Origin of the sequence: Candidatus Villigracilis affinis, assembly GCF_016705895.1 — a bacterium.
Lineage (GTDB): Bacteria > Chloroflexota > Anaerolineae > Anaerolineales > Villigracilaceae > Villigracilis > Villigracilis affinis.
In genome coordinates, this window is the sequence record NZ_JADJKT010000041.1 from 18,353 (window position 1) to 43,062 (window position 24,710).

18 protein-coding genes and 1 pseudogene are annotated in these 24,710 nt (G+C 52.0%); 4 read left to right on the forward strand and 15 right to left on the reverse strand.

Annotation, left to right across the window (positions count from 1 at the left end; all coding sequences use genetic code 11):
• Window positions 1-400 precede the first annotated feature (400 nt).
• From IPI86_RS24205 to IPI86_RS24265, 13 genes are all read right to left on the reverse strand, one after another.
• Entirely contained in the window at window positions 401-2,122 is a 1,722-nt protein-coding gene (locus tag IPI86_RS24205) for an APC family permease (protein WP_345300607.1), read from the reverse strand.
• Window positions 2,123-2,220: 98 nt separating this feature from the next.
• Window positions 2,221-3,429 carry a saccharopine dehydrogenase C-terminal domain-containing protein gene (locus tag IPI86_RS24210; protein ID WP_345300608.1) on the reverse strand — a complete coding sequence of 403 codons (1,209 nt, stop codon included), beginning with the start codon at window positions 3,427-3,429 and terminating at the stop codon, window positions 2,221-2,223.
• A 236-nt stretch (window positions 3,430-3,665) separates the two neighbouring features.
• Window positions 3,666-4,133 (reverse strand): Lrp/AsnC family transcriptional regulator, encoded by a 468-nt coding sequence (locus tag IPI86_RS24215; RefSeq protein ID WP_345300609.1) that lies wholly within the window; start codon window positions 4,131-4,133, stop codon window positions 3,666-3,668.
• A 213-nt stretch (window positions 4,134-4,346) separates the two neighbouring features.
• Window positions 4,347-5,507 carry a spermidine/putrescine ABC transporter substrate-binding protein gene (locus tag IPI86_RS24220; RefSeq protein WP_345300610.1) on the reverse strand — a complete coding sequence of 387 codons (1,161 nt, stop codon included), beginning with the start codon at window positions 5,505-5,507 and terminating at the stop codon, window positions 4,347-4,349.
• Window positions 5,508-5,576: 69 nt separating this feature from the next.
• Window positions 5,577-6,473, reverse strand: a complete 897-nt coding sequence (locus IPI86_RS24225; protein ID WP_345300611.1) for an ABC transporter permease — start codon at window positions 6,471-6,473, stop codon at window positions 5,577-5,579.
• 43 nt (window positions 6,474-6,516) lie between these two features.
• On the reverse strand, window positions 6,517-7,440 hold the full coding sequence (locus tag IPI86_RS24230) for an ABC transporter permease (protein ID WP_345300612.1): 924 nt from the start codon (window positions 7,438-7,440) through the stop codon (window positions 6,517-6,519).
• Window positions 7,441-7,442: 2 nt separating this feature from the next.
• The gene (locus IPI86_RS24235) at window positions 7,443-8,558 is read right to left on the reverse strand and encodes an ABC transporter ATP-binding protein (RefSeq protein WP_345300613.1); all 1,116 of its coding nucleotides are present in this window, start codon (window positions 8,556-8,558) and stop codon (window positions 7,443-7,445) included.
• Between the two features lie 29 nt (window positions 8,559-8,587).
• Window positions 8,588-9,949: an aminotransferase class III-fold pyridoxal phosphate-dependent enzyme gene (locus tag IPI86_RS24240; protein ID WP_345300614.1), complete on the reverse strand. Its 1,362-nt coding sequence runs from the start codon at window positions 9,947-9,949 to the stop codon at window positions 8,588-8,590.
• 57 nt (window positions 9,950-10,006) lie between these two features.
• Complete coding sequence (locus tag IPI86_RS24245) at window positions 10,007-11,473, reverse strand: CoA-acylating methylmalonate-semialdehyde dehydrogenase (RefSeq protein WP_345300615.1); 1,467 nt, start codon at window positions 11,471-11,473, stop codon at window positions 10,007-10,009.
• A 58-nt stretch (window positions 11,474-11,531) separates the two neighbouring features.
• Window positions 11,532-12,857, reverse strand: coding sequence for an aminotransferase class III-fold pyridoxal phosphate-dependent enzyme (locus tag IPI86_RS24250; RefSeq protein ID WP_345300616.1), 1,326 nt, complete (start codon window positions 12,855-12,857; stop codon window positions 11,532-11,534).
• Between the two features lie 80 nt (window positions 12,858-12,937).
• On the reverse strand, window positions 12,938-14,236 hold the full coding sequence (gntE, locus tag IPI86_RS24255) for a guanitoxin biosynthesis PLP-dependent transaminase GntE (RefSeq protein ID WP_345300617.1): 1,299 nt from the start codon (window positions 14,234-14,236) through the stop codon (window positions 12,938-12,940).
• A 19-nt stretch (window positions 14,237-14,255) separates the two neighbouring features.
• The gene (locus IPI86_RS24260) at window positions 14,256-14,762 is read right to left on the reverse strand and encodes an Lrp/AsnC family transcriptional regulator (protein WP_345300618.1); all 507 of its coding nucleotides are present in this window, start codon (window positions 14,760-14,762) and stop codon (window positions 14,256-14,258) included.
• A 117-nt stretch (window positions 14,763-14,879) separates the two neighbouring features.
• Window positions 14,880-16,838 carry a hypothetical protein gene (locus tag IPI86_RS24265; RefSeq protein ID WP_345300619.1) on the reverse strand — a complete coding sequence of 653 codons (1,959 nt, stop codon included), beginning with the start codon at window positions 16,836-16,838 and terminating at the stop codon, window positions 14,880-14,882.
• A 171-nt stretch (window positions 16,839-17,009) separates the two neighbouring features.
• Between IPI86_RS24265 and IPI86_RS24270 the strand changes: the two genes are divergently transcribed.
• From IPI86_RS24270 to IPI86_RS24285, 4 genes are all read left to right on the forward strand, one after another.
• Window positions 17,010-17,930 carry a glycosyltransferase family 2 protein gene (locus tag IPI86_RS24270; RefSeq protein WP_345300620.1) on the forward strand — a complete coding sequence of 307 codons (921 nt, stop codon included), beginning with the start codon at window positions 17,010-17,012 and terminating at the stop codon, window positions 17,928-17,930.
• Window positions 17,927-18,739 (forward strand): sulfotransferase domain-containing protein, encoded by an 813-nt coding sequence (locus IPI86_RS24275; protein ID WP_345300621.1) that lies wholly within the window; start codon window positions 17,927-17,929, stop codon window positions 18,737-18,739. Before IPI86_RS24270 ends, IPI86_RS24275 begins: the two co-directional genes overlap by 4 nt.
• A 392-nt stretch (window positions 18,740-19,131) precedes the next feature.
• A complete protein-coding gene (locus IPI86_RS24280; protein WP_345300622.1) occupies window positions 19,132-19,803 on the forward strand; it encodes a lysylphosphatidylglycerol synthase transmembrane domain-containing protein in 672 nt (223 codons plus the stop codon).
• A gap of 54 nt (window positions 19,804-19,857) precedes the next feature.
• Entirely contained in the window at window positions 19,858-21,420 is a 1,563-nt protein-coding gene (locus tag IPI86_RS24285) for a glycoside hydrolase family 36 protein (RefSeq protein WP_345300623.1), read from the forward strand.
• A gap of 160 nt (window positions 21,421-21,580) precedes the next feature.
• Here IPI86_RS24285 and IPI86_RS24290 read toward each other — a convergent pair.
• Window positions 21,581-21,916: pseudogene (locus IPI86_RS24290) on the reverse strand (4a-hydroxytetrahydrobiopterin dehydratase); the annotation flags it as partial.
• 29 nt (window positions 21,917-21,945) lie between these two features.
• Window positions 21,946-24,699: a bifunctional transaldolase/phosoglucose isomerase gene (locus IPI86_RS24295; RefSeq protein ID WP_345300624.1), complete on the reverse strand. Its 2,754-nt coding sequence runs from the start codon at window positions 24,697-24,699 to the stop codon at window positions 21,946-21,948.
• Window positions 24,700-24,710: the final 11 nt, after the last annotated feature.

Genomic DNA, 24,710 nt, shown 5'->3' on the forward strand with positions numbered 1-24,710 from the left:
GCATTTTATTTGTTCGATTATACCGAAGGTTCACAACGGAATTTTCCGAAAGCGACAGACTCTCAAAATAAAGTTTTTTCTTACACGACTAGCACCGATTCATTCCTAACTGGAAGCTGATTCAGCCTCGAGAGGCAGTTTCCATCGAGAAGTTGTTCTCAAATCCAAAACTAGATTTCGATATTCACTTCTCCAGCAACCAAGCCTTGGCATCATCCTGTGGTACCTTACAAAAGCATCGGTTGACTACCTCAAAGCCTTGAATTTTCTCACAAAACCCGCCACCAACGGGCCGTTTAAATCTCCCATTTCATGGAGCCTGCGGAACCATGAACGCGCAGATCCTGGGATAATCCAAGAAATAGATTACAACCATTTACACCCAACGCCCAAATCGAGGTTAATGTGACGCCATCCCATCATCAACATATAGCCTGTAAATCGACGCATGTTTGCCCCCAATCAAAATGACCTGACAGGAGCCAATTGTAACAAAAAGGGGCCAAACAAGTGAAAATATCCACGCCAACCTGGCGTGGAGCGGGGGGCATAAACCCACCCCCCCCCCCCCCCCCCCCCCCCCCGCCGGGCGCCGCCGGGGGCGCGGCCGGGCCCCGGGGCGGGGGGGGGGGGGGGGGGGGGCCCAGGCGGGCCGCCCCCCCCCGCCCCGGGGGCCGGCGCCCCGGCCGCCCCCCCCCCCCCCCCGGGCGGGGGGGGGGGGGGGGGGGGGGGCGGGGGGGGGGGGGGGGGGGCGTTCCAAATGCGGCATGGTGAAACGCAGCTTCCACATGGCAAAGAATTCCGCCATCAACACCAGCATATTGAGGAACACATCAATGACCACCAACGCGGCAAATGCTGAAAGCGAAAAGATGGAATAGATCAATCCGCAGAACAAGATCGCCACCCACGGCGTGCCATATTTCGGGTGGACTTTGACCATGAACTTCGGCATCATCCCATCCGCAGCCATCGCGAAAGGCACGCGCGTTCCGCCGAGTCCATTGCCGATGAACAAGCCGATCATGCTCAACACTGCCGAGAATGTGACCAAACCACCCATCACAAGAGCAAGCGTCCCGTTGGTTTGACCCGTCAATTTATCCGAAACTGCATGAGCAATATCAGGGAATTCCCATCCCACCGAGCTGGACGTATCCACGCCCCAGGATTGCGCCTGCTCATGCGGAACTCCATATTCATCAAGAACAGGGCCAATGCCTTCGCCGCTTTCGTACTCTTCAATGCCCCACATTTGATAACGACCATCTTCACCCGCGCCGCCATACAAACCAGCTAATGTCGGCAGAGCATACGTCGCAATGGCCGCAACCAATACCAACACCATCGCCAATGGATACGTCTTCTTTGGGTTGACGATCTCATCACCAGCCGCGGCGGGCAATTCCCAGCCCATGAAATTCCACATGGCAACGAAGATACCCGTACTCAACGCGCCAATGGTATTGCTGAAATTAACTTCCGCGCCGCCAGGCAGGAATGGCAATTGAACCGTCGTCCCGCCCTTCATCCACGCCATGAAACCGATAATCGTCAACGCGATCAACGGCAGCAGCATGATGACGCCCAGCCAGTTGGTCAGCAAGCCAGAAAAACGCGCGCCGCGAACATTCAATGCAGAGACCAGCCAAATGAGAGTGACAGCAACGAGGAAGGAAAGCCAGGTGCTATCCACGAACACGCCGCCGATCGTTGCACCTTCGCGCAATGCAGGGATGAAGTATCCAAGATAATAAGCGGCAAGCACGGGGTAAATGGAAACGTCCACCCATGAAACCACCCAGTTCATCCAGCCGCCCATGTAGCCTACGAAGGGGCCAAAAGCAACCTTGAGCCAGTGGTAATATCCACCCTCCACAGGCATCATGGACTGCATCTCACGCACCATCAACATATTTGGAATACTGAAGAACAAAGGAGTTAATACAAAAAGAAGCAATGCCAAGCCCGGCCCCGACCAACCCACCATCGGTTCTGCACCAAACGCACCACCGCATACTGTGAAATAAATCAAACCAAAAAGCGGCAACAACGTCAGTTCGCGCTTTAGCTTTTTAGTCTCAGCGCTGATAACATTCTCTTCCTTTGATTTCTTTGTCATTTTGCCCTCCGAAAATTTTTCCATCAGCAAGCTAATGGACTCCAGATTACAAAAAAAATAGTGGACAAACGCTCTTCCGTTTGTCCACTTAATCTTCTTTACGCGGCCATTTCCTTCATCCCGTACGGGAAGCCGTAATCTTCCATTTTTTCCATGAATGGATCAGGCGGGAAAGCCTCTGGGCCAAGAACGCCCACGCCTGTCCAAACACCATGCTCGATCAAATCCATGGCGATGACTGCGCTGAAAGCAGTCTGTGCGACCACAGCCTGACAGCCCCACGCATCCATGCAGGCTTTATTATCGGCCACCTGATAAAGATAGACCTGGCGCGGTTTGCCGTCTTTGGTGCCTTTGATCCATGTGCCTGCGCATGTCTTGCCAGACATTTTTTCGCCAAGGTGAGCAGGGTCAGGCAAACAGGCAGCAACCACGTCACGCGGCGCGACTTGCATACCTTTGACGGTGATCTTCTCTTTGTTATCAAGGCCGAGCATGTGCAAGGTCTTGAGCACACCGATGAACTGGTCACCGAGGCCGTATTTGAAGGTGGCGCGTTTGGTCTTTACCCAGCGCGGCATGAGCAGCACTTCTTCATGCTCCACATTGACAACTTCCACGGGGCCGATCTCTGGGAAGTCAAAGACTTCGGGTTCAGAGAATGGCGCAGTGGTGAACCAGCCTTTGCCTTCCTCCCAAATGACTGGAGGATTGAGACATTCTTCAATCGTTGTCCAGATCGAGAAGTTGGGAGCAAATTCATAGCCTTCGATTGCAATATTGGCGCCGTCACGGATGCCAAGCTCTTCAATTTCGTCAAAGAGATGATCTTGAGCATAGCGGGCAAACACATCTGCCATACCGGGTTCCACGCCGAAGCCTACCATGGCGAGCAAGCCCTTCTTCTCCCAGTCTTTTGCCTTGTCAAATTGATAATCACCCAATTTGATGCCAGGTTTATTGAACGGATCGGTCGGATGCGGTTCGGACAGGGTCATGGCCATGTCCATATATTTTGCACCAACATTGTAGGCGGCATCGAAGATCTGCTTGTTGAAGATCGGGTCGACGGAATTCATGATCAGATCCACGCTGTATTTTTTGGCGAGGTCTTCGATCATTGTTTGATTACTGGCGTCGATGAATTCAACAGGGAAGCGTTCGGTATTCCCCATTTTCTTCTGTACTTCCTCGGCGCGTTTGACGTTGTAATCAGCCAGCACCATTTGTTCCATCCAGGCACGCGGCTTTGCGATTGCGGCAATCGCCTCACCCACCCCGCCAACACCAACAAGTAATACTTTCATGATCTGTGCTCCATTTAGTTTTATAACTCGCGAATACGCGAGTTAGGATGACAGTTTGGATTTATAAATAGCCCCACCATATATACTTTGGTAAAGGTTTCCCCAATCATACGAACTGCTTTCAAAAACGCTTTCATTTTCCCTTTCAAGAGGCTCCGCCGTCGTTCATTTTACGGGGCGGACAAAGTTTTATTCCGCCGCACCCGGACCGAGGTCCGGTGTGCAGCGTGAATTTCCTAAAAATAAATTTCCTTCATGATTTTCAAATGGATGAATGATTCAGTCTCACGGATCCCATCCACCTGGGCCAGCTTTTCGGTAAGGAACTTGAGCAAGTCTTCGTGATCACGGCAAAAGACTTCACATACAATGTCGTATCTGCCGCTGACTACCACGAGATAGACGACCTCATCAAGTTTGGATATCTCCTCAGCGACCTGTAGCATTTTATGGCCGTCGGTATGGATGCCGATGAGTGCCATGGTGCGAATGCCCATCATGAGGGGATTTGTGACCGCCACCACTTTGAGATAACCAAGCTCGACAAGTCGGTTATATCTCTGGCGAATCATGCCCGGCGAGACGTTGAGTTTCTCGGCGATCTGGGCGAAGGCTTCCCTGCCATCTTTCCGCATGGCATCGATAATGTATTGATCTATATTGTCGAGACGACTGGAAGGGGTATTACCGATTACGCTCTCCATTGGTTTATTTTATTCCTTTTTTGCACAAAAGTCAATGAATTTATAACTATTGATTATAAAATCATTGTTTTCAGTAACGCTTACGACCTCAGTTTCTGACTACACGAAGGTCTAGGCGTTCCACTGCTTCCAACAATAAAAAATAACCTCAATGGGTGCTTACCCATTGAGGTTATTGTACTTCAAGGCAAGTACTGACGTACGCCTGTTATTTTATTGTCCACCTTTTACTTCGACCCAGATATCATCGAACAACGGAGTTGCATCGCCAACATCTTCGATGCCGTGTCCATTCGCTACAGCCTCGGCGGGCGGGTTTGTGATCGGGGAATCGGCGTAGGCTTTGTAAACATCAGGCTGATTGGCCTTGGCGTATTCCAGCGCGGCTTTGTTGGGGTTGGTGTACTGGAAATCACGGATGGTCAGCCAGAAGACATCACCTTGCATGGTGTAGTTCAACCAGGCATAGATCGCATCAGTGTGCGATGCACCAACGGGGATAGCCCAGTTATCCTGCCAGAGGATCGGGCCTTCGGTCGGGTAGACGTACTGGATATCGGGGTTTTCCTGGTTAGCGATGAAGGCTTCACCAGTCCAGGTCATGCCGAGATCGACATCGCCAGCGATCAAAGCGGTCTTGGGGCTGTCACTATCGAACACTTTGATGTTCGGGACGAGTTCGGCCAGTTTCGCTTTCGCCTCTTCCAGTTGGGCAGGATCGGTCGTGTTAACATCGTAGCCAAGCGTCAGAAGTGTGAGACCGATCACGGCGCGGGAATCATCCAGGAAGATCATGCGGCCTGCATATTCGGGCTTCCAGAGGTCTGCCCATGAGGTGGGAATGTTTTCGACGGTGGCAGTGTTCACCACGATCGAATCAGTGCCGCCCAAATAAGGCAGGGTGTACTTGTTGCCCGGGTCGAAGGATTGATCCATCCAGCCCGAATCGAAGTTGCCGATATTGGGCAGTTTGGAGTGATCCAGTTCCTGCAAAAGCTGCTGACGGATCATCAGGCCGATGATGTAGTCGGTGGGTTGAACAAGGTCATACGAAGAGCCGCCAGCGGAAATCTTGGCATACATTTCCTCGTTGCTGGAATACTCGTCGCGGTTCAACTTGATGCCGTAGACCAGCTCGAAACAATCAAGCATGTCTTGCGGGAAATACTCGGTCCATACAAAGATGTTCAATTCTGTAGAGGTGACTTCCATACGCGGGCTCGGCTCAGGGCATTCAAAGCCGGTCGAAGTCACTTTTGGCCCTTCCGATTCAGTATCGGAAGCTGGAGCGGCAGAACCGCCGCCACAGGCGGTCAATACCATGCTTGCTATTACCAACACCCCTAATAATCCATACAGGTTCTTTTTATTCATCTCTTCCTCCTTAGAAGTATTGAATCGTTTGGCACAACGCCTTTTCGGGCGTGAAATACCCTAAACAAATTACGAATGCTGTTTCGAATCACGACTTTGAAGTATCTGCAAAAGTAGTACAGCAGTGAATACAACCAAGATCCATACCGTTGAAAGTGCATTAACCTGCGGGGTGATAATCCTTCTCAAAAGACCATATACGTAGATCGGCAGGGTGGTGGAACCCGGGCCGTTTGTAAAGAAGGTAATTACGAAATCATCCAGCGAAAGCGTGAAGGCGAGCAAGGCACCTGAGAGAACGCCAGGCAGAATCATGGGGAAAGTCACGCGGCGGAAGGTGGTCCATTCGTTGGCGCCAAGATCCATGGCAGCTTCCTCGAAGGATTTATCAAAACCTTGTAAACGAGCCTGAACCACCAACGTAACAAAGGGTACCATAAAAGCAATGTGACTCACCGTCACAGTCACAATGCCAAGCGACAATCTTGCATCGCCTTGCAGGCTAAAGGCTTCATTTGCCCAGCCAAAGAACTGACTGAACAAGGTAAGAATGCCAATGCCCATCACGATCTCTGGGATGACGATCGGGATATAGAGCGACAACTGCGAAAAAGGCTTCATCTTGAAATTGTAGCGTTGAAGCGCAAGCGCCGCCATTGTGCCGATGATGGTGGCAATGATGGTGGCAGTGAAAGCGATGGTCAGGGTGTTGCCCGCAGCCTCTGCCACATCGTCATTATTCGCAAGGTCGCAGTACCAGTGAAACGGTCCGCAGGGACTCGCTTTCACGAGACTGCCGTCCATTTCAATGCGGTCACTGAAGGCGGGGATGAAACCTTCGAAGGTCACATTCGTCCGCGAAGCATTGAAAGAATACAGGATCAGGATAATGATCGGCGCGTACAAAAAGGTGTACACAAAGATCGCCGCAGCGATCACGAAAGGAGAACGGCGAAAGGGGTTCATCCCGCACCCTCCATTTCAAATAAGATTGTAGTTTGCGGGATTATCATGCGGCCACGATCTCCTCTCCAAATCCAAATTTACGAGTGTAGAAGTAGGTAACGATCAGGGTCAGCACCATTAAAATAAGCGAAGCGGCTGAACCAAATGTCGGGTCGCGTGCATCGAGGAACTGACGCTGGATCAGATTACCAACGAGGATCACCTGTCGTCCGCCAAGGATATCGGAAACGATAAATGTTCCCATCACGGGGATGAACACAAGGATCGTCCCAGCCACCACGCCAGGCATGGAAAGGGGCAATGTCACTCGCAAAAACGTCTTGACGGCATTTGCACCCAGATCCGCAGCAGCTTCGTAAAGTGAGTTATCGATCTTTTCGAGCGAAGTATAGATCGGCAGGATCATGAACGGCAGGAATTCGTAAACCATCCCCACCAACACGGCGCCCGGGGTGTACAACATCTCAAGCGGTGTGAATGGGATATTCAACAAATTCATCACCCAGCCAATAATGATATTGATTGCACCCTCCTTGCGTAACAGCATCATCCATGCATAAACGCGGATAACGAAATTGGTCCACAGAGGGATCAAAACCATGAACAGATACATATTCCGTTGTTTGGGATGGGCACGTGCAATAAAGTAAGCAAGCGGATAAGCCAGCGTGATCACAAAGAACGTCGTATTAAACGCCAGTGACATTGAGCGGCCCAGAATGCCCACATATAACGGGTCAAAACAAGCGGTCTGGCCATCAGGGCAGTCTGTGCTATAGCCTGACAAACGGATGTAATTATCCAATGTAAATGTGTAAATCACATCGCCATCGGGGCTGCGTTTACCGAAACTTACGATCAAGGTGAGGATCAACGGAATGATCAACAGCACAAACAACCAAACCGTTGTGGGAAGCGCCAAAAGCGTACCCTGTGCAGATTTACTTTCACGAAGTCGCTGAAGCATGGCTAATCCTTCTTCAGTAAAAGTGTATTTTCAGGCATGAGCATCAACCACACTTCCTGGCCCACCGAGTAGAACGATTTGGGGTCAAGCCGTGAAATACGATTTTGCTCCAACACCTTCAACTTCACACCATGTGCTTCCACATAAATGTGCGTGTCCGCGCCAATATATACTGTATTAGTCACTTTCGCGTGGAATATATTCTGATTGATCGCATTTTTCTCGGTGATGCGGACCTTCTCAGGACGGATGCTAACATAAACTTCCTCGCCTTTGACAAGCCCATCAGACACCGGCATGCCGGTCAACTCGGCATTCAAGCCGGGGATGAAAACCGTCGCTTCATCCTTTGAGATGGTCCTGATCTTGCCTTCGAGGAAATTCGACTCCCCGATAAAGTCTGCCACAAATTTATTCGCGGGGCGTTCGTACACTTCCACCGGCGACCCCATCTGTTGCACCTTCCCCTTGCTCATCACCGCGATACGATCAGACATGGTCAGGGCTTCCTCCTGATCGTGCGTGACGTAGATGAAGGTAATTCCAAGCTGTTGCTGCAGCGCCTTCAATTCAAGCTGCATTTCCTTGCGCAGTTTCAAATCCAGCGCGCCGAGAGGCTCATCGAGCAGGAGAACATCCGGTGTCTTGACCAGCGCACGGGCAAGAGCGACGCGCTGCTGTTGTCCGCCGGAAAGCTGCTTGGGCTTACGGCGATCCATCCCGGTTAACTGGACCATATCCAACGCGCGTCCGACGCGTTTTTTTATCTCTTCTTCTTTTGCACCTTCCATTTCCAAGCCGAAAGCGACGTTTTGATAAATGGTCATGTGTTGGAATAAGGCGTAACTTTGAAACACTGTATTGACTTTGCGCTGAAAAGGCGGCGTGTGCCCCATCGGTTTCCCCTCAATAAATACCTCACCTTCGGTAGGCCACTCAAACCCGGCGATCATTCGCAGGGATGTGGTCTTACCGCACCCGGAAGAGCCAAGCATGGAAAAGAATTCGCCGTTCTTGATCTTCATCGTCACGTGATCCACGGCGGCCATCTCATTTCCTTCCGGAGTAATGAAACGTTTTACAACATCGCGCATTTCAACTGCAAATTCACTGATCATCTATCTTCTCCTCGATGAGTTTTGGAAAATTACATTGTCTTGCTAATTTCACCTAGCGTATCACCCAGGCGGTCAAGCAGCATATCGATCTGCTCCATGGTAACCACCAGCGGCGGTTCAATACGAATGGTTTGTGCACTTGTCAGCGTGCCTGCAACCAGCACACCCCGCTTGAACAATCCCGAAGCAACCTTATAGCCGATCTCCGGGTTCTTGAAATGCATGCCGATCAGTAAACCCATGCCCGTTATTTTCTCATAAATTTGTGGATACTGCGCCGCGAATTTTTCCAATTGTGGAATCAGGTACGAACCTTTGGCAGCCGCCTGCTCCCATAACTTTTCGCGCAATGTGACATGAATGGCGGAGATCGCCGCAGAACAAGCCAGCGCGCCGCCGCCCGTTGTCGTTGTATGCATGAACGGGTTTGGATACATCATTGGCTTGAATATTTCCTCGGTCGTCGTTACCGCGCTGACAGGCATGACGCCGCCGCCCAATGATTTGGCAACCGTCAAAATATCAGGCACCACGTTCCAGTGCTCAACACCCCATAACCTGCCTGTGCGTCCTAAACCAGTTTGCACTTCATCCGCTATTAACAGCACGCCATACTTTTTCGTTGCGGCGCGGATGCGCGGCCAGAAATCATCAGGCGGAACGATCGCCCCTGACTCACCCTGGATCGGCTCAAACATCACTGCAGCAACACCAATGCCAACCTTTTCACAGATCTCAAGCTGTTTTTCCACCGCATCCGCATCCCCAAACGGGACGTGATACACCTGCCCCGCATACAGCGCCCCCATCGGGGCGCGGTAATCGGATTTACCCATCAACGAAAGCGCACCCATCGTCTTGCCGTGGAATGCCCTTACACCCACAATGAACGCCGTCTTGCCTGTATACAGCTTGGCAATTTTCATCGCGGCTTCATTGGCTTCCGTACCACTGGCAGCAAACCAGCTATATTTCAGGTCGCCTGGTGTAATGGAAGCAAGCAATTTCGCCAGTACACCGCGAAGGGGATCGATCAATTCCTGCGAAGGCATCGGCGAGCGATTCAATTGTGCCTTCACCGTTTCAACCACATCGGGATGACTCCATCCCAAATCCAACATGCCGTAGCCACCGAGAAAATCCAGGTATTCGCGCCCAAGCACATCCTTGAACACCGCTCCTGAGCCGCCCCATTCCACAGCCGCCCAATCTCCCGACTCGGTCACACTCTTTCGGTATTCCAACCAGTTGCGGTTGTAATGTTCCGCAAAATTCGTTTTCGACTCATCAATGATCTGGTGTGCCTGTTCGGTTGTCGGAAACTCATTCTTTTTGATCAAATCCATCCAACGTGATGAATAATCCAGTGCGTCTTCGTAATCTACTGCCATGATTTATCCTCAAATTTACAGACCTGACAGGTTTTGAAAACCCGTCAGGTCTTTTAACTAAAATTTTCTCGACCATTCCTTGGGCCAACGTTCGACCACAACTTTCTTCTGGGTAAAGAACTCTACAGCATCGGTCCCCTGTCCGTGCATGTCGCCGAAGAACGAATCCTTCCAACCGCTGAACGGGAAGAAAGCCATTGGCGCAGCCACACCAATATTGATGCCGATGTTGCCCGCATCCGCTTCATAGCGGAAACGACGCGCTGCATTGCCGCTCGTCGTGAACAAGCTGGCCTGGTTTCCATACTGTCCGCTGTTGACCAACTGGATGGCGTCATCAATGGTGTTGACATGCATGAGACTTAACACGGGTCCGAAGATTTCCGTCCTCGCAATTTCGCTTCCAGCCTTAACGTCGGAGAGGATCGTCGGTCTGACGAAAGATCCACTCTCGTAGCCTTTCACCACCGTCCCACGTCCATCCACCGGCACGCCTGCGCCTTCCTTCGCGCCGAGAGCGATCAACTGCTCCACGCGCTGTTGTGACGCAGTGTTGATGACGGGTCCCATCTGCACGCCGGAGTCCATGCCGTAGCCAACGGTACGTGATGCCGCGGCATCGCAGATCAACTCGGTGAAATGATTCTTCGACTCGGCCACTGTCACAGCGAGAGAAACTGCCAGACAACGCTGACCAGCACACCCGAAGGCAGAATCGGCGATGATCTTCGTCGCCATTTCCATATCTGCATCAGGCAAAATGATGACGGGATTCTTCGCTCCGCCTTGCGCTTGAACACGTTTACCGTGCGCCGCTGCGGTGGAGTAAATATACTTCGCCACATTGGTCGAACCAACAAAGGTGATGGCACGAATGGCAGGGTGTTCGAGAATGCCATCCACGGTTTCCTTCGCGCCGTTGACCATGTTGACCACGCCTTTCGGGAAGCCAACCTGCTCAATGAGCTTGAAAATGAATTGCATCGTCATTGGCACTTTTTCAGAAGGCTTGACAATGTAGGTGTTGCCAGCAGCGAGCGCGTAGGGCAAATACCAAAATGGGATCATGCCCGGGAAGTTGAACGGCGCAATAGTTGCACACACACCCACAGGCTGACGGATCATGATCTCGTCGATACCAGGGGCGATGTCTTCAACAAATTCGCCCTTGCCCATATGCGGCATTCCGCAGGCAACTTCGACGTTTTCATAGGCTCGCACCATTTCAGCCTTGGCTTCTTCAAAGGTCTTGCCCGCTTCATTGGTGATGAGCTTGGCGATTTCATCGCCGTTCTCGCGCATGAGATTGCGGAGTTTGAACAGATATTGCACACGGTCGTTGACAGGGGTTCTGCGCCAGGCAGGCAATGCTTCACTGGCAGCCTTTGCCGCCGCATCCACATCAGCCTTGGTGCCGAGCGGCGTCTTTGCGATCACCAATCCTGTAGCAGGGTTGATGACATCAAAATATTCTTTTACAGTAGGCTTGACCCATTCACCGTTTATGTAGTTTAGGATTTCCATGGTTTCTCCAATCACGTTAGAAAGTTGGAAGGTTGAAACGTTCAAACCTTCCAACTTTCTAACTCACTTTTTTATCCGCAACTTCCAGCGCCTTTTCAACCAGCGCCAGACCTTCATCCAGTTGTTCCTTTGTGATGCACAGCGGCGGGACGACAAAGACCATACTGCCCATATTATTCGCCATGATGAAGGTGAAAAGCCCATTCTCACGCAAAGCTTTCCCCACTTCCGCCATAACAGACGGCGCGAAGATTTCCTTCGTCTCGCGATTCGCAACCAATTCGATGGTAGAGAACAGGCCAATGTAACGCACATCGCCTACGGAAGGATGCCGCGATTTGATGTCTTCGAGGCATTCGCCAAGGTAATTGCCCAGCGTCCGCGCGTTTTCGATGAGGTTATCCTCTTCGTACACTTCAATGGTGGCGAGTGCTGCTGCACAAGCCAATGCATGGCCGTTATATGTGAGGCCTGCATAAAGATATTTATCTTCAAAATATTCGGCGATCTTGTCTGAAACGATCACCGCACCGAGGGGGACATATCCGCTGGTGATGCCTTTCGCGGTGGTGATAATGTCAGGGGTTACACCCCAATTATCCACGGCAAACCAGTTGCCGGTGCGGCCCCAACCGCTCATTACTTCATCTGAGATCAACAAAATGCCGTACTTATCACAGATCTCGCGGACTCGCGGCCAGTAATCATCGGGCGGAACGATCAGCCCATTCGAGCCGACCACACCTTCCATGATGATCGCGGCGATCTTGTCGGGACCTTCGTATTTGATCACCTCTTCGAGATGGGAAATGCACTCGCGCTTGCAGGATTCTTTCTTCTGCCCAAACGGACAGCGATAGCAGAATGGATCAAGGAAATGGACTCCACCGGGCATGGCAGGTTCAACAGCATTACGACGGTAGTCACCTGTCAATGCAATGGAACCGTGAGTCGCTCCGTGATAAGAACGATAACGTGCAAGAATCTTATGCCGCCCGGTGTAGAAGCGCGCGATCTTGATAGCGTTCTCATTCGCTTCTGAACCGCCAAGGGCAAAAAAGGTCTTTTTCAAGTTACCCGGCGTCACCTCTGAGAGTTTCTTGCCAAGCTGGGCACGGACATCTGTGGTGTTGCCTGGATGCACGAAGCACAATTTAGCCGCCTGATCTTGAATGGCTTTGACCACTTTCGGGTGTTGGTGGCCGATATTGGTATTCATGAGTTGGGACGAAAAATCGATATAGCGTTTTCCGTCCACGTCCCAAAAATAAATACCCTCCGCCTTTTCCACTGGAATGGGATTGGCCTGCCCCTGCACCGACCATGAGAAAAAGGTGTATTCCTTGCTGAGATCAACGATTTCTTTTGAGGTTAGTTTGGTCATGGATTCTCCATAGGGTTAACAAGTACATAGGTTTAAAAGTTGACAAGTCGAAACCTTCCAACATTCAAACCTTTAAACAGTTATTTTTTCACTTCCTTCACGATCTCAGCGTACACGTTCAAAGTCTCGTCTACGTCTGCATCGGAGTGCTCGTAGCATAGGAACCATGGCTCACGGGCATCGTGATCGGGCATGACACCTTTTGCAACGGCTTTCTCCACCAATTGCAAATAAAGGTCGCGGTCGCTTTCCTGCCAGTCACGCTGACAGGTGACAGACTCAATATTCAATGAGAATGAGAACATGGCGGGGTATCCCGTGAAGACAGCAGGAATATCATTCTCTTCGAAGATCTCCTTCAAACCGTCCATCAGGCGTTGTCCGCGCTTTTCGATGGTCTTGAGGATCGGCTTGGATTTAAGCAGACTCAATGTGGCAAACGCGCCAGCCACACCGGGCTTATTGTTCGTGTACGTGCCGCCTTGTGCCACCCCATGCCCAATAATGGACATGATCTCCCGTTTGCCGCCGAAGGCCGCGATGGGATATCCATTTCCGAGTGCTTTGGCGTAGGTGACCATATCAGGGTTGAGGTTGTAATATTCCTGCGCGCCGCCGTTTGCGATGCGGAAGCCAGTTTTCACTTCATCGAGGATGAAGACACAGCCATATTCCTCAGTCTTTTTTCGGATGAGCTGCAGGAATCCCTCCTGCGGATTGATCGCGGCGCAATTTCCCTGACACGGCTCGGTGATCACTGCGGCGATCTGCTCCCCATAGGATCGCATCACGCGCTCAAAGCCTTCAAAGTCGTTAAAGGGCAAGGTAATGATAAATTCGCGCATCGATTTCGGAATACCCGAAGATGCCGGCACAGCAATGGGGCTTCTACGATTGCCATAAGCTTCCACGGGCGAATAGGTTGACCACAAGGCATGGTCATGCATGCCGTGATAATTGCCTTCAAATTTCAAAATAATATCGCGCCCAGTGTACGCGCGGGCAACGCGGATCGCATGCATGGTGGCTTCGGTTCCTGAACAGGCAAAGCGCACCATTTCAATGGCTGGCGACATTTCAACGATCATTTCTGCAACGGCCACTTCAAGCTCGCCCGTCATGGCGAACAATACTCCCCGCTGAATCTCTTCAATTACTTTTGAATCAACTTCGGGGTAGGCGTGACCGAGGATGATCGGCCCAAAGGCCAGGCGATAATCAATATATTTCTTTCCGTCCACGTCCCATAAATATCCGCCCTTGGTCTTGTCTACATACGGGGTGATCCCGTCACCCCAAAAACGAAAATTGGAATTCACCCCCAATGGTAAAACTTTTTGCGCGCGCTGCTGTAATGCCTGCGTCTTCGAACCAAACATACACTCTCCTTGAAATGGGTTATTTGGATGTTGTTGCGGCTTCTTTTTCAGACAACTCGTTTGCGATTCGTTCGGGCACTCGCCACTGATAAACATCCTTGAGGATGATGGGCACAATGGAAGTCGTGGTCTTGCGCACCCCAGTCACCTTGCGGACCACTTCCGTGACGAAATAATATATCTCGGAAGTATCGCGGGCGACCACCTGAATACTGATATCGTTCTGACCGATACCACAGGCCACGTAGGTGACATTCTCGAAAGCAGCCATTTTCTTTGCCACCTCGAAAATGAGGTCGGATTCCACCTCCAGCCAGACATCGGCCTTGATGGTGAAACCCAGCGCCTCGGGGCTGACCACCGCACTGATCTGAATGACCCCATCATCGATCATGCGGTCCACACGGTACCGAATAGACCGCTCAGAAATGTCGCCCATACGGCGGGACATCTCAGAAGCGGACATTCGGCCATCTTCAAGTAACAAGTTGACGATTTTTATATCTGTTTTGTCGAATTCATACATGGATTCACTCTATGCCTTCCGAAAGTTACGCGCAGAATATACCTTGTGGCGTTTTAATCGTCAAGGGGGAAATAAAAAGCCGCCACACAGAGTGGCGGCAGACGGGTTGAAATCCATTTACGGGGTAATTTGATACAAACTAAACCTGCGGTCTTTGAAGACAAGGGAAACGTTTTCGGGGAAACTTTGCTGAAACTCGACCACCCACGCGGGCTCGTCACGGATCAACAAATACTCGATCTTACTTTCCTGAAACTTGGTCAGGCGTTCTGACGGAGAAAGATTCTCCCCGATAAGGGGTTTCCAGAGCTGAGTCTGCTCGCCGCCCGATTGCACGCGGAAGACCAGCGGCTCAAATTTCAACGTCAGGCTGGGAATGATGGAATTGGTGGCGGCATCAGGCCCGCCGATGATGATCGGCGAATCGACATCCATTTCGTTCATCTGCCGCGCAGTGCTGACGTAATTGGAATACAGATCCACCATGTCAATGCCGTTGGGCGGGAGATTTTCCATCGCCCACGGTCGGACGTACACGACCAGCCCCAGCATGGCAACGGTCATCGCCAGATAATAGGCAGGTTGAATCCATTCCATGCGGCGGACGAATTCAAGTTTCTGTGAAATTTCAAAACCAGCCCAGATCAAAAACGCAAAAGCCAACCCGAAAGGCATCAGCCAGGTGAGTCGCCACAATTGGAACGGCGTGGTGAACATGCCAACGATCCAGCCTGTGTAGGGGAACATGCTCACACCCAAAACGAGAAACGCCGCCAGCACATAGCGGGCATGTTTGTGTTTCCAAAAGAAGAAAAGACAAAGAACTGCCGAAACAAGGCTGACCTCATACGGCAATCCCTGAGTCAAATAATGCGAAATGCCGTAAAAATTCGTGCCTTCGATAATATCCACGCGGCGAACACCGAAGCGGGCGAATTCATCGTTCTCGGCGACATCATCGAGCGAAAAGCTGAGGGTTTGTGAATACTCCCCCCCACCGAAGCGGAAGGTGTACGGGATCAAAACCACCGCCGCAAGGATTCCGATCATCATCACATACTTCCAGCGGATATCTTTATCGAGCAGTTTTGGCAAACCGTAAACGCCGACGATCATGCAGGCCATGCCAAACTGGATGGGATGCGTGAACACCATCGCCAAACCCGCCACACCGACGAGAATCAATTTCCGCACTTCGGGCTTTTCCAGATATTCCACTGCCAGCAGGATGAAAAGATACGAAATGAAGAAAGCCGCGACGACCTTATCTTCAGTGAGTCGTTGATAAAAGAGATTGCCAGGCTGATTCCACTTCGTCAGGCGCATGAGGCTGAATCCCTGTGCGAGGATGGCAAGCCCAGCCGCGGCGCGGGGTAGACCGAGAGTCCGCCCGAGGGAGTAAATGCCCAAAAAGGAGAAGCAGGCCAGAGCGGGGGGAAGATACGCCCCCGCGATGATAAGCCCGTCCACTTTGCTGAATCCAGAGATCATGGCTTCGACGAGCGGCCAATAGGCGATCCAAAAGCGGGGGATTTCCAAACGATCGAGTGAAACAGGAAATTGAAATTCAAGCGCGGGCGCGTGCTGATAATAATAAAGCAGGGCGTTATAGGTGAAGGCGTCGTCGTGGATCAACGGCGGGCGGGCGATGCTGGCAAAATAAATTGCGCCGCCTGTTGCAAAAAGCAGCGAGACGATCTCCCACCATGTGAATTTTTCAAATTGAAAGGTGAATTTCACATCCATCAGGAAAAAGAGCAACAAAGCGGCGGCGCCCCACAACGCAAATCCCCAGCGGATAAAGGTGAAGTTGAGTTGAAACAAACGCGCCAGCAGGCCGAGCAAGCCTGTTGCGAAAACAGAAACGACAAACCCGCCAAGAAAAACGCGCGGAGAAAAATTGCCGTCGCCGCTTACGCGCATAAACGTGAGCACGCCAGGGACAAAATAAATGAACAGGCCGATCAGAAAACGCAGGACGCCTGTCCATTCGAGCCAGGATTGCCAGGGATATAACGAGAGAAACAACCAGAAAATAATGGAGATGACAATAAGAACAGACTTGTTTTTGAGCATGATTCTTCCTAAAATCGGGGATACCTAGCCAATTATACTTGTTTCGATTATTATCCCAGCGCGCTTTTTGGGGAAGCAAGTCATTATTGGAATGCGGACTTTAGTCCGACACGATCACACAACGCGGATTGAAATCCGCGCTCCGAGCAATCGGCTTTTATGGAGCAATGAATGCAACCAGAAAAAAAGACATCACCGAAGATCACTGTCATCATCCCTGCCTTCAACGAAGGCGAGGTGATCGGCGGCGTGATCGAGCGGATTCGCGCGGTGGTGAACACACTGGACCCAGAGAACGAGATCATCGTCATTGACGACGGCTCAAAGGACAACACCGCCCAAAGCGCGCGCGACGCCGGGGCAAGAGTGATCGAACATCCCTACAACATCGGCAACGGCGCGGCGGTCAAAACAGGGATTCGCAATGCGCGCGGAAAGATCCTCGTCACCATTGACGGCGACGGCCAGCACGACCCGAATGACATTATCAAACTCGTAAATCGCATCGGCCCCTATGACATGGTCGTTGGCAGCCGCAACCGCGCATCAGATACGGCTGCACATCGCGATGTGGCCAACAGGGTCTTCAATTCGCTTGCCACCTACGTTTCAGGGCGCAAGATCGAAGACCTGACCTCGGGCTTCCGCGCGATCAAAGCGCATATTGCGCGCCAATTCGTTTACCTTTTGCCGAATCAATTTTCGTATCCCACCACTATTACGCTGTCTGTCGTTCGTGCGGGGTACAGCCTCGGCTATGAATCGATCCGATTTGCGCGGCGTGAGGGAAAAACCAAGAGCAAGATCAAGCCGCTGCGCGACGGTCTGCGCTTTTTGATGATCATCCTGAAGATCGCGGTCTTTTACGCGCCGCTGAAGATCTTTGTGCCTGTCAGCATTTTCACCTTCGTGCTCGGCGTGGCCTACGGCCTGATGCGCATCTTCATCCTCAACGCGCCCTACGGACAAACCTCCGCCCTGCTGATGTCCACTGCGGCGCTGATCTTCATGGTGGGGCTAGTCTCTGAGCAGATCGCACAACTGCGCTTCGACCGCAGCGAATCGAACAACCCTCTCAACGAAGACGAATGAAAGATACCCAGCCAATTTTGATCATCTCCACTGGGCGCACGGGGACGATCTTTTTTTCACGCCTCTTTGCGGACCTGTATCCCGATGCTGCTTCCTATCATGAGCGCGGCGCCTCAAGACCGATCCAGATTCTCACTAATTTACATTTCTCACATCTCTTCCCCAAAAGCGGATTGAAAACCGCGTGGAAAATGCTCAAGGGAAACGAAATCGAAACCTGCGAAGCGAAATTCCACATTGATGCGAATTGCTTTTTGTACGGACTGGCTCCACTTGCACCAGAACTTTACCCAAACCTGAGAGTGCTGCACATCGTTCGCGATCCGCGCAGTTATGTGACCTCACACTTGAACTTCTCCCGCCAAAAAGGGACGAGTTTCATCGCCAATTATTTCGTCCCATTCTGGCAGCCGAATCCGTTTTTGGTGGGCGAATTGCCGCTCAGCAAAGCCTTCGGATTCACCCGCTTCGAAAAATACTGCTGGATCTGGGATTTCAAGAACCGCGTGATGGAAGGCCTGGAAAACACGTCCACGCCGTATATGCGCGTGAGATTCGAAGATTTGTTCAACACCGAAAATCCCGAAGATTTATTCGGCGCAATTACGGATTTTCTCGGCCTGCCGCGTGTGACGGGAATCCGCGAGAAATTCCGCCAGCCTGCCAACACCTCATCCAAAACCGATTTCCCTGAATGGCCCGATTGGACGCCGAAACAAGCCGCACAATTGCAATCCCTTTGCGGCGCAAGGATGGCGAAGTATGGGTATGGCGGGGAAAGTGAATGGGAACAGAAGGTAATTGGTTGAAGTAAACCTGTTGGTCTCGATACGGGCTCGAAGAACGCCCGCCCTACTCGACCAACGAGAGTTTGATACCAATATGAAAAATCGTAACCTCCTCCTTTACATCATCAGCGGAATCCTTTCTGCAGTATTACTCGCGTATTTGCTTCTCAACCTTGATTGGGAGATTTTGCGCGTGGCGTTTTCTGATATCCACTGGGGATGGCTGGGGATGGCTTTGCTGGCGTATCTGGTGAATATTCTTTTGCGGGCATTGCGTTTTACAAATTTGATCTACTCGCGCCCAGTGACGTGGCTTGAACTGATTCCCGTTTCGGCATTGCACAATATTTTGATGTACCTCATGCCCGCCAAAACAGGCGATGTGACCTATATCTTCCTCGCCAAAAAACAGATTGGATATTTCCCTCACCGAAGGGACCGCCACTTTGCTAGCGGCGCGCTATTACGACTTTTCGGTCGTGGCATTGATCCTGGCGATCCTTTTGCCGTTTTCAAAAAAGGACATGCCCGATTGGATTTTCAAATCATCGGTCATCTTCTGTCTGTTGATTTTGCTCGGCACAATCGGCATTTTTCTTTTTCTGAAATTCAGCAAACCCGCAACGGACAAACAACCAGCCACCGAGAAAACCCTGCTCACCCGCATCCGCGCGGCGTGGACAAAATTCATCGCGGGGTTGCGCGAGATTCAAAGCCACGGCGCGCATGGACGGGTAGCCCTGCTCACTGCGGGAATCTGGCTGTGTGTTTATTCCAATTTTTATTTCGCCACGCGGAGCATGGGACTGCCCGTCGCGTTCTATCACATCGCGATCATTTCCATCGTGATGATTCCGCTGACCCTGCTCCCCCTGCAGGGCTTCGCCAACATCGGCACGCACGAGGTCGGCTGGACTTCGGTGCTGGTGGCATTTGACTATCCATACAAAACCGCGCTGGCCATTGCGGCTGGGTCGCATTTTGTGCTGCTGTTTTCGGTGCTGGTCGGCGGCGGGCTGGCGTTCTTCGGCGCAAGGTTTCTTTCAACCACAAAGGAGACAAAGAAACACGAAGGAAAACCTTGAAAAAACTTTGTGACCCTTCGTGACCCTTGGTGGTTAAAATTTTCAGGATTACCCATGACCAAAATTCACTTTTCAAAAATCCAAACTGAATCAAAGATCATCAAGGCGCGGGAGTTGCAGATTGAACTGCCTTCGGCGCCTGTCAAATATTATCGTCACGGCTGGCAATCGTGGTCACTGGCGGCGTGGACGAGTTTGAGTCCGCTGCCTGTGCAGAAGCCTGCGATCTTTCATCCATTGCAGGTGGATGCGGAGTCGGTGCATGAGTCACGCCCGAATGGATCGTGGCTGGGCGCGGTGGAGTTTGCAGATGGCAACGTGCTTTTGTTGGGCGCGCTTGCCACAGACACGATCGTGCTCCTTGAACAGGATCAACTCACAGGGCGGAGCGAAGCGGGCGATGTCGAATGGTTCATGGCGTTCGGTCGGGAAGATGTCATCTTTGCTGAATATGCCAATGCGTTGGAACATCGCTTCGGGTCCATTCAAAGAAATGATACGCCGCGTGTGTGGTGTTCGTGGTACAGCCTGTATCACGCCATTGATGAGCCCGCGCTGCATAAAATTTTCGACGAGTTGACCGACCTGCCTTTTGAAGTGCTGCAAGTGGACGACGGCTGGCAGATGGATATCGGCGATTGGACGGTGAACGAAAAATTTCCATCGGGCATGGCTGATCTTGCGCAAAAAATAAAATCAACGGGCAGGCGCGCAGGATTGTGGCTCGCGCCGTTGATCGCAACGAAGACTTCGCGGCTGTTTCGTACACATGCGGATTGGTTTCTGCGCGATGAACATGGACAATTCGTCTCGGCGGGATTCAACTGGGGACAGCCGCTGTATGCGCTCGACACCACGCATCCTGACGTAACCCCGTGGCTGGCTGCGCTCATGAAGCAGGTCCGCACCTGGGGCTTTGACTACCTAAAACTGGACTTCCTCTACGCGGGCGCGTTGAAAGGCAAACGGCACAACAACATGCCGCGCGAAGCCGCGTACCGCGAAAGCCTGCGCGTGATGCGCGAAGCGATGGGCGCGGATGCGTTCTTCCTGACCTGCGGCACACCGATTCTGCCCGCACTCGGCCTGTGCGACGCCATGCGCATCGGACCCGATGTGGGCGCGCATTGGGAAAAACACCGCGACTCGGTGCTGTTTTACAACTTCACCATCCCAGGGACAAGGAACGCCATCCGCACGGTGATCAATCGGCTGTGGCTCAAGCCGCTTGTGCGCATTGACCCTGATGTGGTGTATTTTGAATCGAATGAAAATTCGCTGACCCCCGAACAAAAATCCCTGCTGCAAGACCTCGCGCTGATCTGCGAATTCAAAGCCACCTCAGACCTGCCGCAATGGATGACCCGCGACGAGTACGAACACCTGCGCGCTTACCTGAATCTGAATCCCGAAATCAAACAGACAGGCCGCTACACCTTCGAGATCGGGAATCGCCAAGTGGATTTCACCCCCGCCACGGAATTACCCGAAATCCCCAATGGACTGGTCGCGTTGTGGGCGTCCTTTCTCAGTTGGCTGGGAGATTTTCATTTCGTGCTGAGGATTTTCAAGTGGTTGGATGACGAGGCGTTGAAAAAACGCAGAGCCAGTTTGTAGAAAAATCTCCCCAAATATAATTTGGACGCAGATGAACGCTGATTTACGCTGATAAAAGAATCAGCGTTTTCTGCGTTTATCTGCGTCCATTTTGTTATTATAAAGAAAATCTATTTAAAGATTAATTCGGAATGCAACATGCTTTGAAACGATATTCTCATTATTCGCTGGCAATCTCATCCGTCTTCGCCGCCATGATGAAATCATTTTTGTGCAATCCCCTGATCTTGTGCGACCACCACTGCACGGTGACCCTGCCCCACTCGGTGATGATCAGCGGGTGGTGATCCTCTTCTTCGGCGATGACGCCGATCTTGTTCGTGAAGGCGATCGCTTCGACGAAATTCTTGAGTTTGAAGATGCGCTCGATCCGTTTGACACCGTCCACTTCGAGAATCTGCCAGGCGGGGACATGCAAATGCAGGTCGGCGATCTCGGCATCGGTCAAGGTCGGTTCTTCACGACGGCAGGCGACACATTTTCCTGAGGCTAGATTTACCCATTAAATACATCCTCTCTGTTTATTTACCGCGATGGGCTCAAAGAGAAAAAAGATTTTCTTCGCGCCCATCGCAAACTTCGCGGTTCATTAATAAACTCAACCCAAAAGTGTGGCCAATTTCTCCACCTCCACCGATTGTTCAACTTCACGCGCAATACTTTTCGCCCAGCGGCGATCAATGCTTCGTAATCGCCCAACGCCTGCGCGCGGATCAGTGTGCCGAAGGTCATTCCCTGCGTGGGGATGTCCATATCGTTTTGGGCATCGTACACCACCTGAATAAAACGTCCCTTGTTGGGGCCGCCCTTGTGGAATTGTCCCGTTGAATGTTGGAAGCGCGGACCAAAGCCAGCAGAAACGGCGCATTTGGTCTTTTCACGAATGGCAACGCGCAAGGCTTGCAAAACGTTCTCAGTGTCTTTGTTGCGCGGCAGATAGGCATTGATGGTGAAAAACTCGCCCGCTTTCGCATCGGAAACAAATTTCTCCAAAGCAGATTTCGCATCGGCGATGTCCACCAGGTCCGCTTCGGCAAGTTTGCCTGTGGCTTGATAATCTTTGATCTTCGCGATGGTGCGCAGTTTGCTATCTTGCACATCGGGTTGATCAAAAGTATTGATTCCCAAAATATGGCAGGCCACCGAAACAGCGATCTCCCAGCGGAAAAATTCCGCGCCCGCGTCGTAGAGATTGGTAATTGGTAATTCGATCACAGGGAAGCCAGCATTTTTCAAAGCGGCAATCCCGTCGCTCAATTCACCGTTGTTTCGCAAATATACAAACAGGCGGTCATCACCATACACATCGGGTGAACCCAAAGGCTCCATCGGCACGGGAAGGATGCCCTTTCCATGCTTGCCACTGGACTCGGCAATGACCTGCTCGATCCAGCCTGTCAACGCTGAAACAGGCGCATCACTCAGGACCGTAAGCTTGTCTCTGCCTGCGAGAGCAGACTCAGCAAGTAGAGCGCCAAGCGCAAAGCCCGCGCTGGTATTCTTGCGTGAGGCATGCTTGATCTTCTCAGCGGAAGCCAGCAGTTTTTCAATGTCCATGCCAAGCAAGGCGGCGGGGACCAAACCGAAATCGGTCAGCGCGGAAAAACGTCCGCCCACGTTGGGGTCGGCGTTGAATACTTTTCTGAAGCCGCGATCCTTGGCGAGTTTTTCAAGGGATGTGCCCGCATCGGTGGTGACCATGAAGCGCGAGCCGTCGCCTTTGCTGAGTTCCCAGAAATAATCGAAAGCAGCCAGCAATTCCGCAGTGCCGCCCGATTTGCTGGCGAGGATGTACAACGATTTTTCTGGCGGATAATTCTTTGCCGCCAATGCCACCTGTTCCGGATCAGTCGAATCGAGAATGGCAAGGGACAATTTCGCTTCAACATTGGCCGCCGCAAGCAAGGAACTTAACACTTCGGCAGTCAGTGACGAGCCGCCCATGCCGATGACGAGGACTCGGTCAATGCCTTCTTCGTGGATCTGTTTTGCAAAGGAGAGATAACCATCAAGCCGAGTGCGGGCATCTTCGATGGAATGCAGCCAGCCGAGGCGGATCTTGATCTCTGCCTGACCTTCAGGGTCGCTGGCCCACAGTGTGGGGTCGTGTGCCCATATTCGGGCGGCGACCGAGTGTTCTTCCAGCGTAGTTAAACGCTTGGCCACAGAATCAGCTAAAGGTCCAAGTGAAGATACGGCGCTCTTCCTCCGATCCTCAATGGCTTGCAAGAGAGTCGTGAATGCATCCGCAAAAGACTTCACACCTTCCTCTTCCAATTCCTGTGTGACGGTGCTCATCGAAATGCCAGCGGCTTTCAGTTCGGCGAAGAACATCTGTGATTCTTCAAGGCCGCGCGTGATGGTGAGGCTGGCGGTGCCGTGGTCGCGGAAGGCATCAAGCGTGGCGGGCGGCACGGTGTTGACGGTGTCGGGACCGATGAGGGTATCCACGTAGAGCGTGTCGGGGTATGCGGGATTCTTCGTGCCCGTGGAAGCCCACAGCGGACGCTGCACACGCGCGCGGAAGCGGGCTTTGAGGGTGGCGAAACGCGGCGAAGTGAAAATGGATTCGAATGCATCGTAGGCCATCTTGGCATTTGCGATTGCGGCGCGTCCGCGCAAAGGCGAGCCCTCGGGCAAACGCGGATCCACTTTGGTATCGACACGCGAGACAAAGAACGACGCAACCGATGCGACCATTTCGATGGGTTCGTTCGCGGCGATGCGGTCTTCGAGGCCTGCAAGATAGGCATCCATCACGGCGGCGTAGCGGTCGAGCGAGAAGATCAGCGTCACGTTGATGTTGATTCCCGCCGCGATCGAAGTGCGAATTGCAGGAATACCAGCCTTGGTGGCGGGAATCTTCACCATCAAGTTCGGGCGGTTCACACGCTCCCACAATTCCTTTGCTTGTTTCTGTGTGCCTTCGGTGTCATTCGCCAGATACGGGCTGACCTCGAGACTCACGTAGCCATCACCGCCACGGGTTTCATCGTACAACGGGCGGAAGAGATCGCAGGCTTCCTGAATATCTTCGATGGCAACCTGCCAGAAGATCTTTTCTGCATCCCAGCCTGCCCAGGCAAGTGGGGTCAATGCGGCGTCGTAATCGGTCGTCTTTGCGATGGCGTTCTGAAAAATGGTCGGGTTCGAGGTCACGCCGCGGATGTCACCGCGCTCGATCATCGCCTTAAGTTCGCCGTTTTCGAGGAGCTTCCTCTGAATGTTGTCGTACCAAAGAGATTGACCGAGGGAGGTAAGTTTTGGGATTGGGTTCATGTTTTTGTCCA

Coding starts and splice junctions, on each gene's coding strand:
- IPI86_RS24205 (WP_345300607.1), bottom strand. CDS start 2,122: ATGACAAAGAAATCAAAGGAAGAGAATGTTATCAGCGCTGAGACTAAA.
- IPI86_RS24210 (WP_345300608.1), bottom strand. CDS start 3,429: ATGAAAGTATTACTTGTTGGTGTTGGCGGGGTGGGTGAGGCGATTGCC.
- IPI86_RS24215 (WP_345300609.1), bottom strand. CDS start 4,133: ATGGAGAGCGTAATCGGTAATACCCCTTCCAGTCGTCTCGACAATATA.
- IPI86_RS24220 (WP_345300610.1), bottom strand. CDS start 5,507: ATGAATAAAAAGAACCTGTATGGATTATTAGGGGTGTTGGTAATAGCA.
- IPI86_RS24225 (WP_345300611.1), bottom strand. CDS start 6,473: ATGAACCCCTTTCGCCGTTCTCCTTTCGTGATCGCTGCGGCGATCTTT.
- IPI86_RS24230 (WP_345300612.1), bottom strand. CDS start 7,440: ATGCTTCAGCGACTTCGTGAAAGTAAATCTGCACAGGGTACGCTTTTG.
- IPI86_RS24235 (WP_345300613.1), bottom strand. CDS start 8,558: ATGATCAGTGAATTTGCAGTTGAAATGCGCGATGTTGTAAAACGTTTC.
- IPI86_RS24240 (WP_345300614.1), bottom strand. CDS start 9,949: ATGGCAGTAGATTACGAAGACGCACTGGATTATTCATCACGTTGGATG.
- IPI86_RS24245 (WP_345300615.1), bottom strand. CDS start 11,473: ATGGAAATCCTAAACTACATAAACGGTGAATGGGTCAAGCCTACTGTA.
- IPI86_RS24250 (WP_345300616.1), bottom strand. CDS start 12,857: ATGACCAAACTAACCTCAAAAGAAATCGTTGATCTCAGCAAGGAATAC.
- gntE (WP_345300617.1), bottom strand. CDS start 14,236: ATGTTTGGTTCGAAGACGCAGGCATTACAGCAGCGCGCGCAAAAAGTT.
- IPI86_RS24260 (WP_345300618.1), bottom strand. CDS start 14,762: ATGTATGAATTCGACAAAACAGATATAAAAATCGTCAACTTGTTACTT.
- IPI86_RS24265 (WP_345300619.1), bottom strand. CDS start 16,838: ATGCTCAAAAACAAGTCTGTTCTTATTGTCATCTCCATTATTTTCTGG.
- IPI86_RS24270 (WP_345300620.1), top strand. CDS start 17,010: ATGCAACCAGAAAAAAAGACATCACCGAAGATCACTGTCATCATCCCT.
- IPI86_RS24275 (WP_345300621.1), top strand. CDS start 17,927: ATGAAAGATACCCAGCCAATTTTGATCATCTCCACTGGGCGCACGGGG.
- IPI86_RS24285 (WP_345300623.1), top strand. CDS start 19,858: ATGACCAAAATTCACTTTTCAAAAATCCAAACTGAATCAAAGATCATC.
- IPI86_RS24295 (WP_345300624.1), bottom strand. CDS start 24,699: ATGAACCCAATCCCAAAACTTACCTCCCTCGGTCAATCTCTTTGGTAC.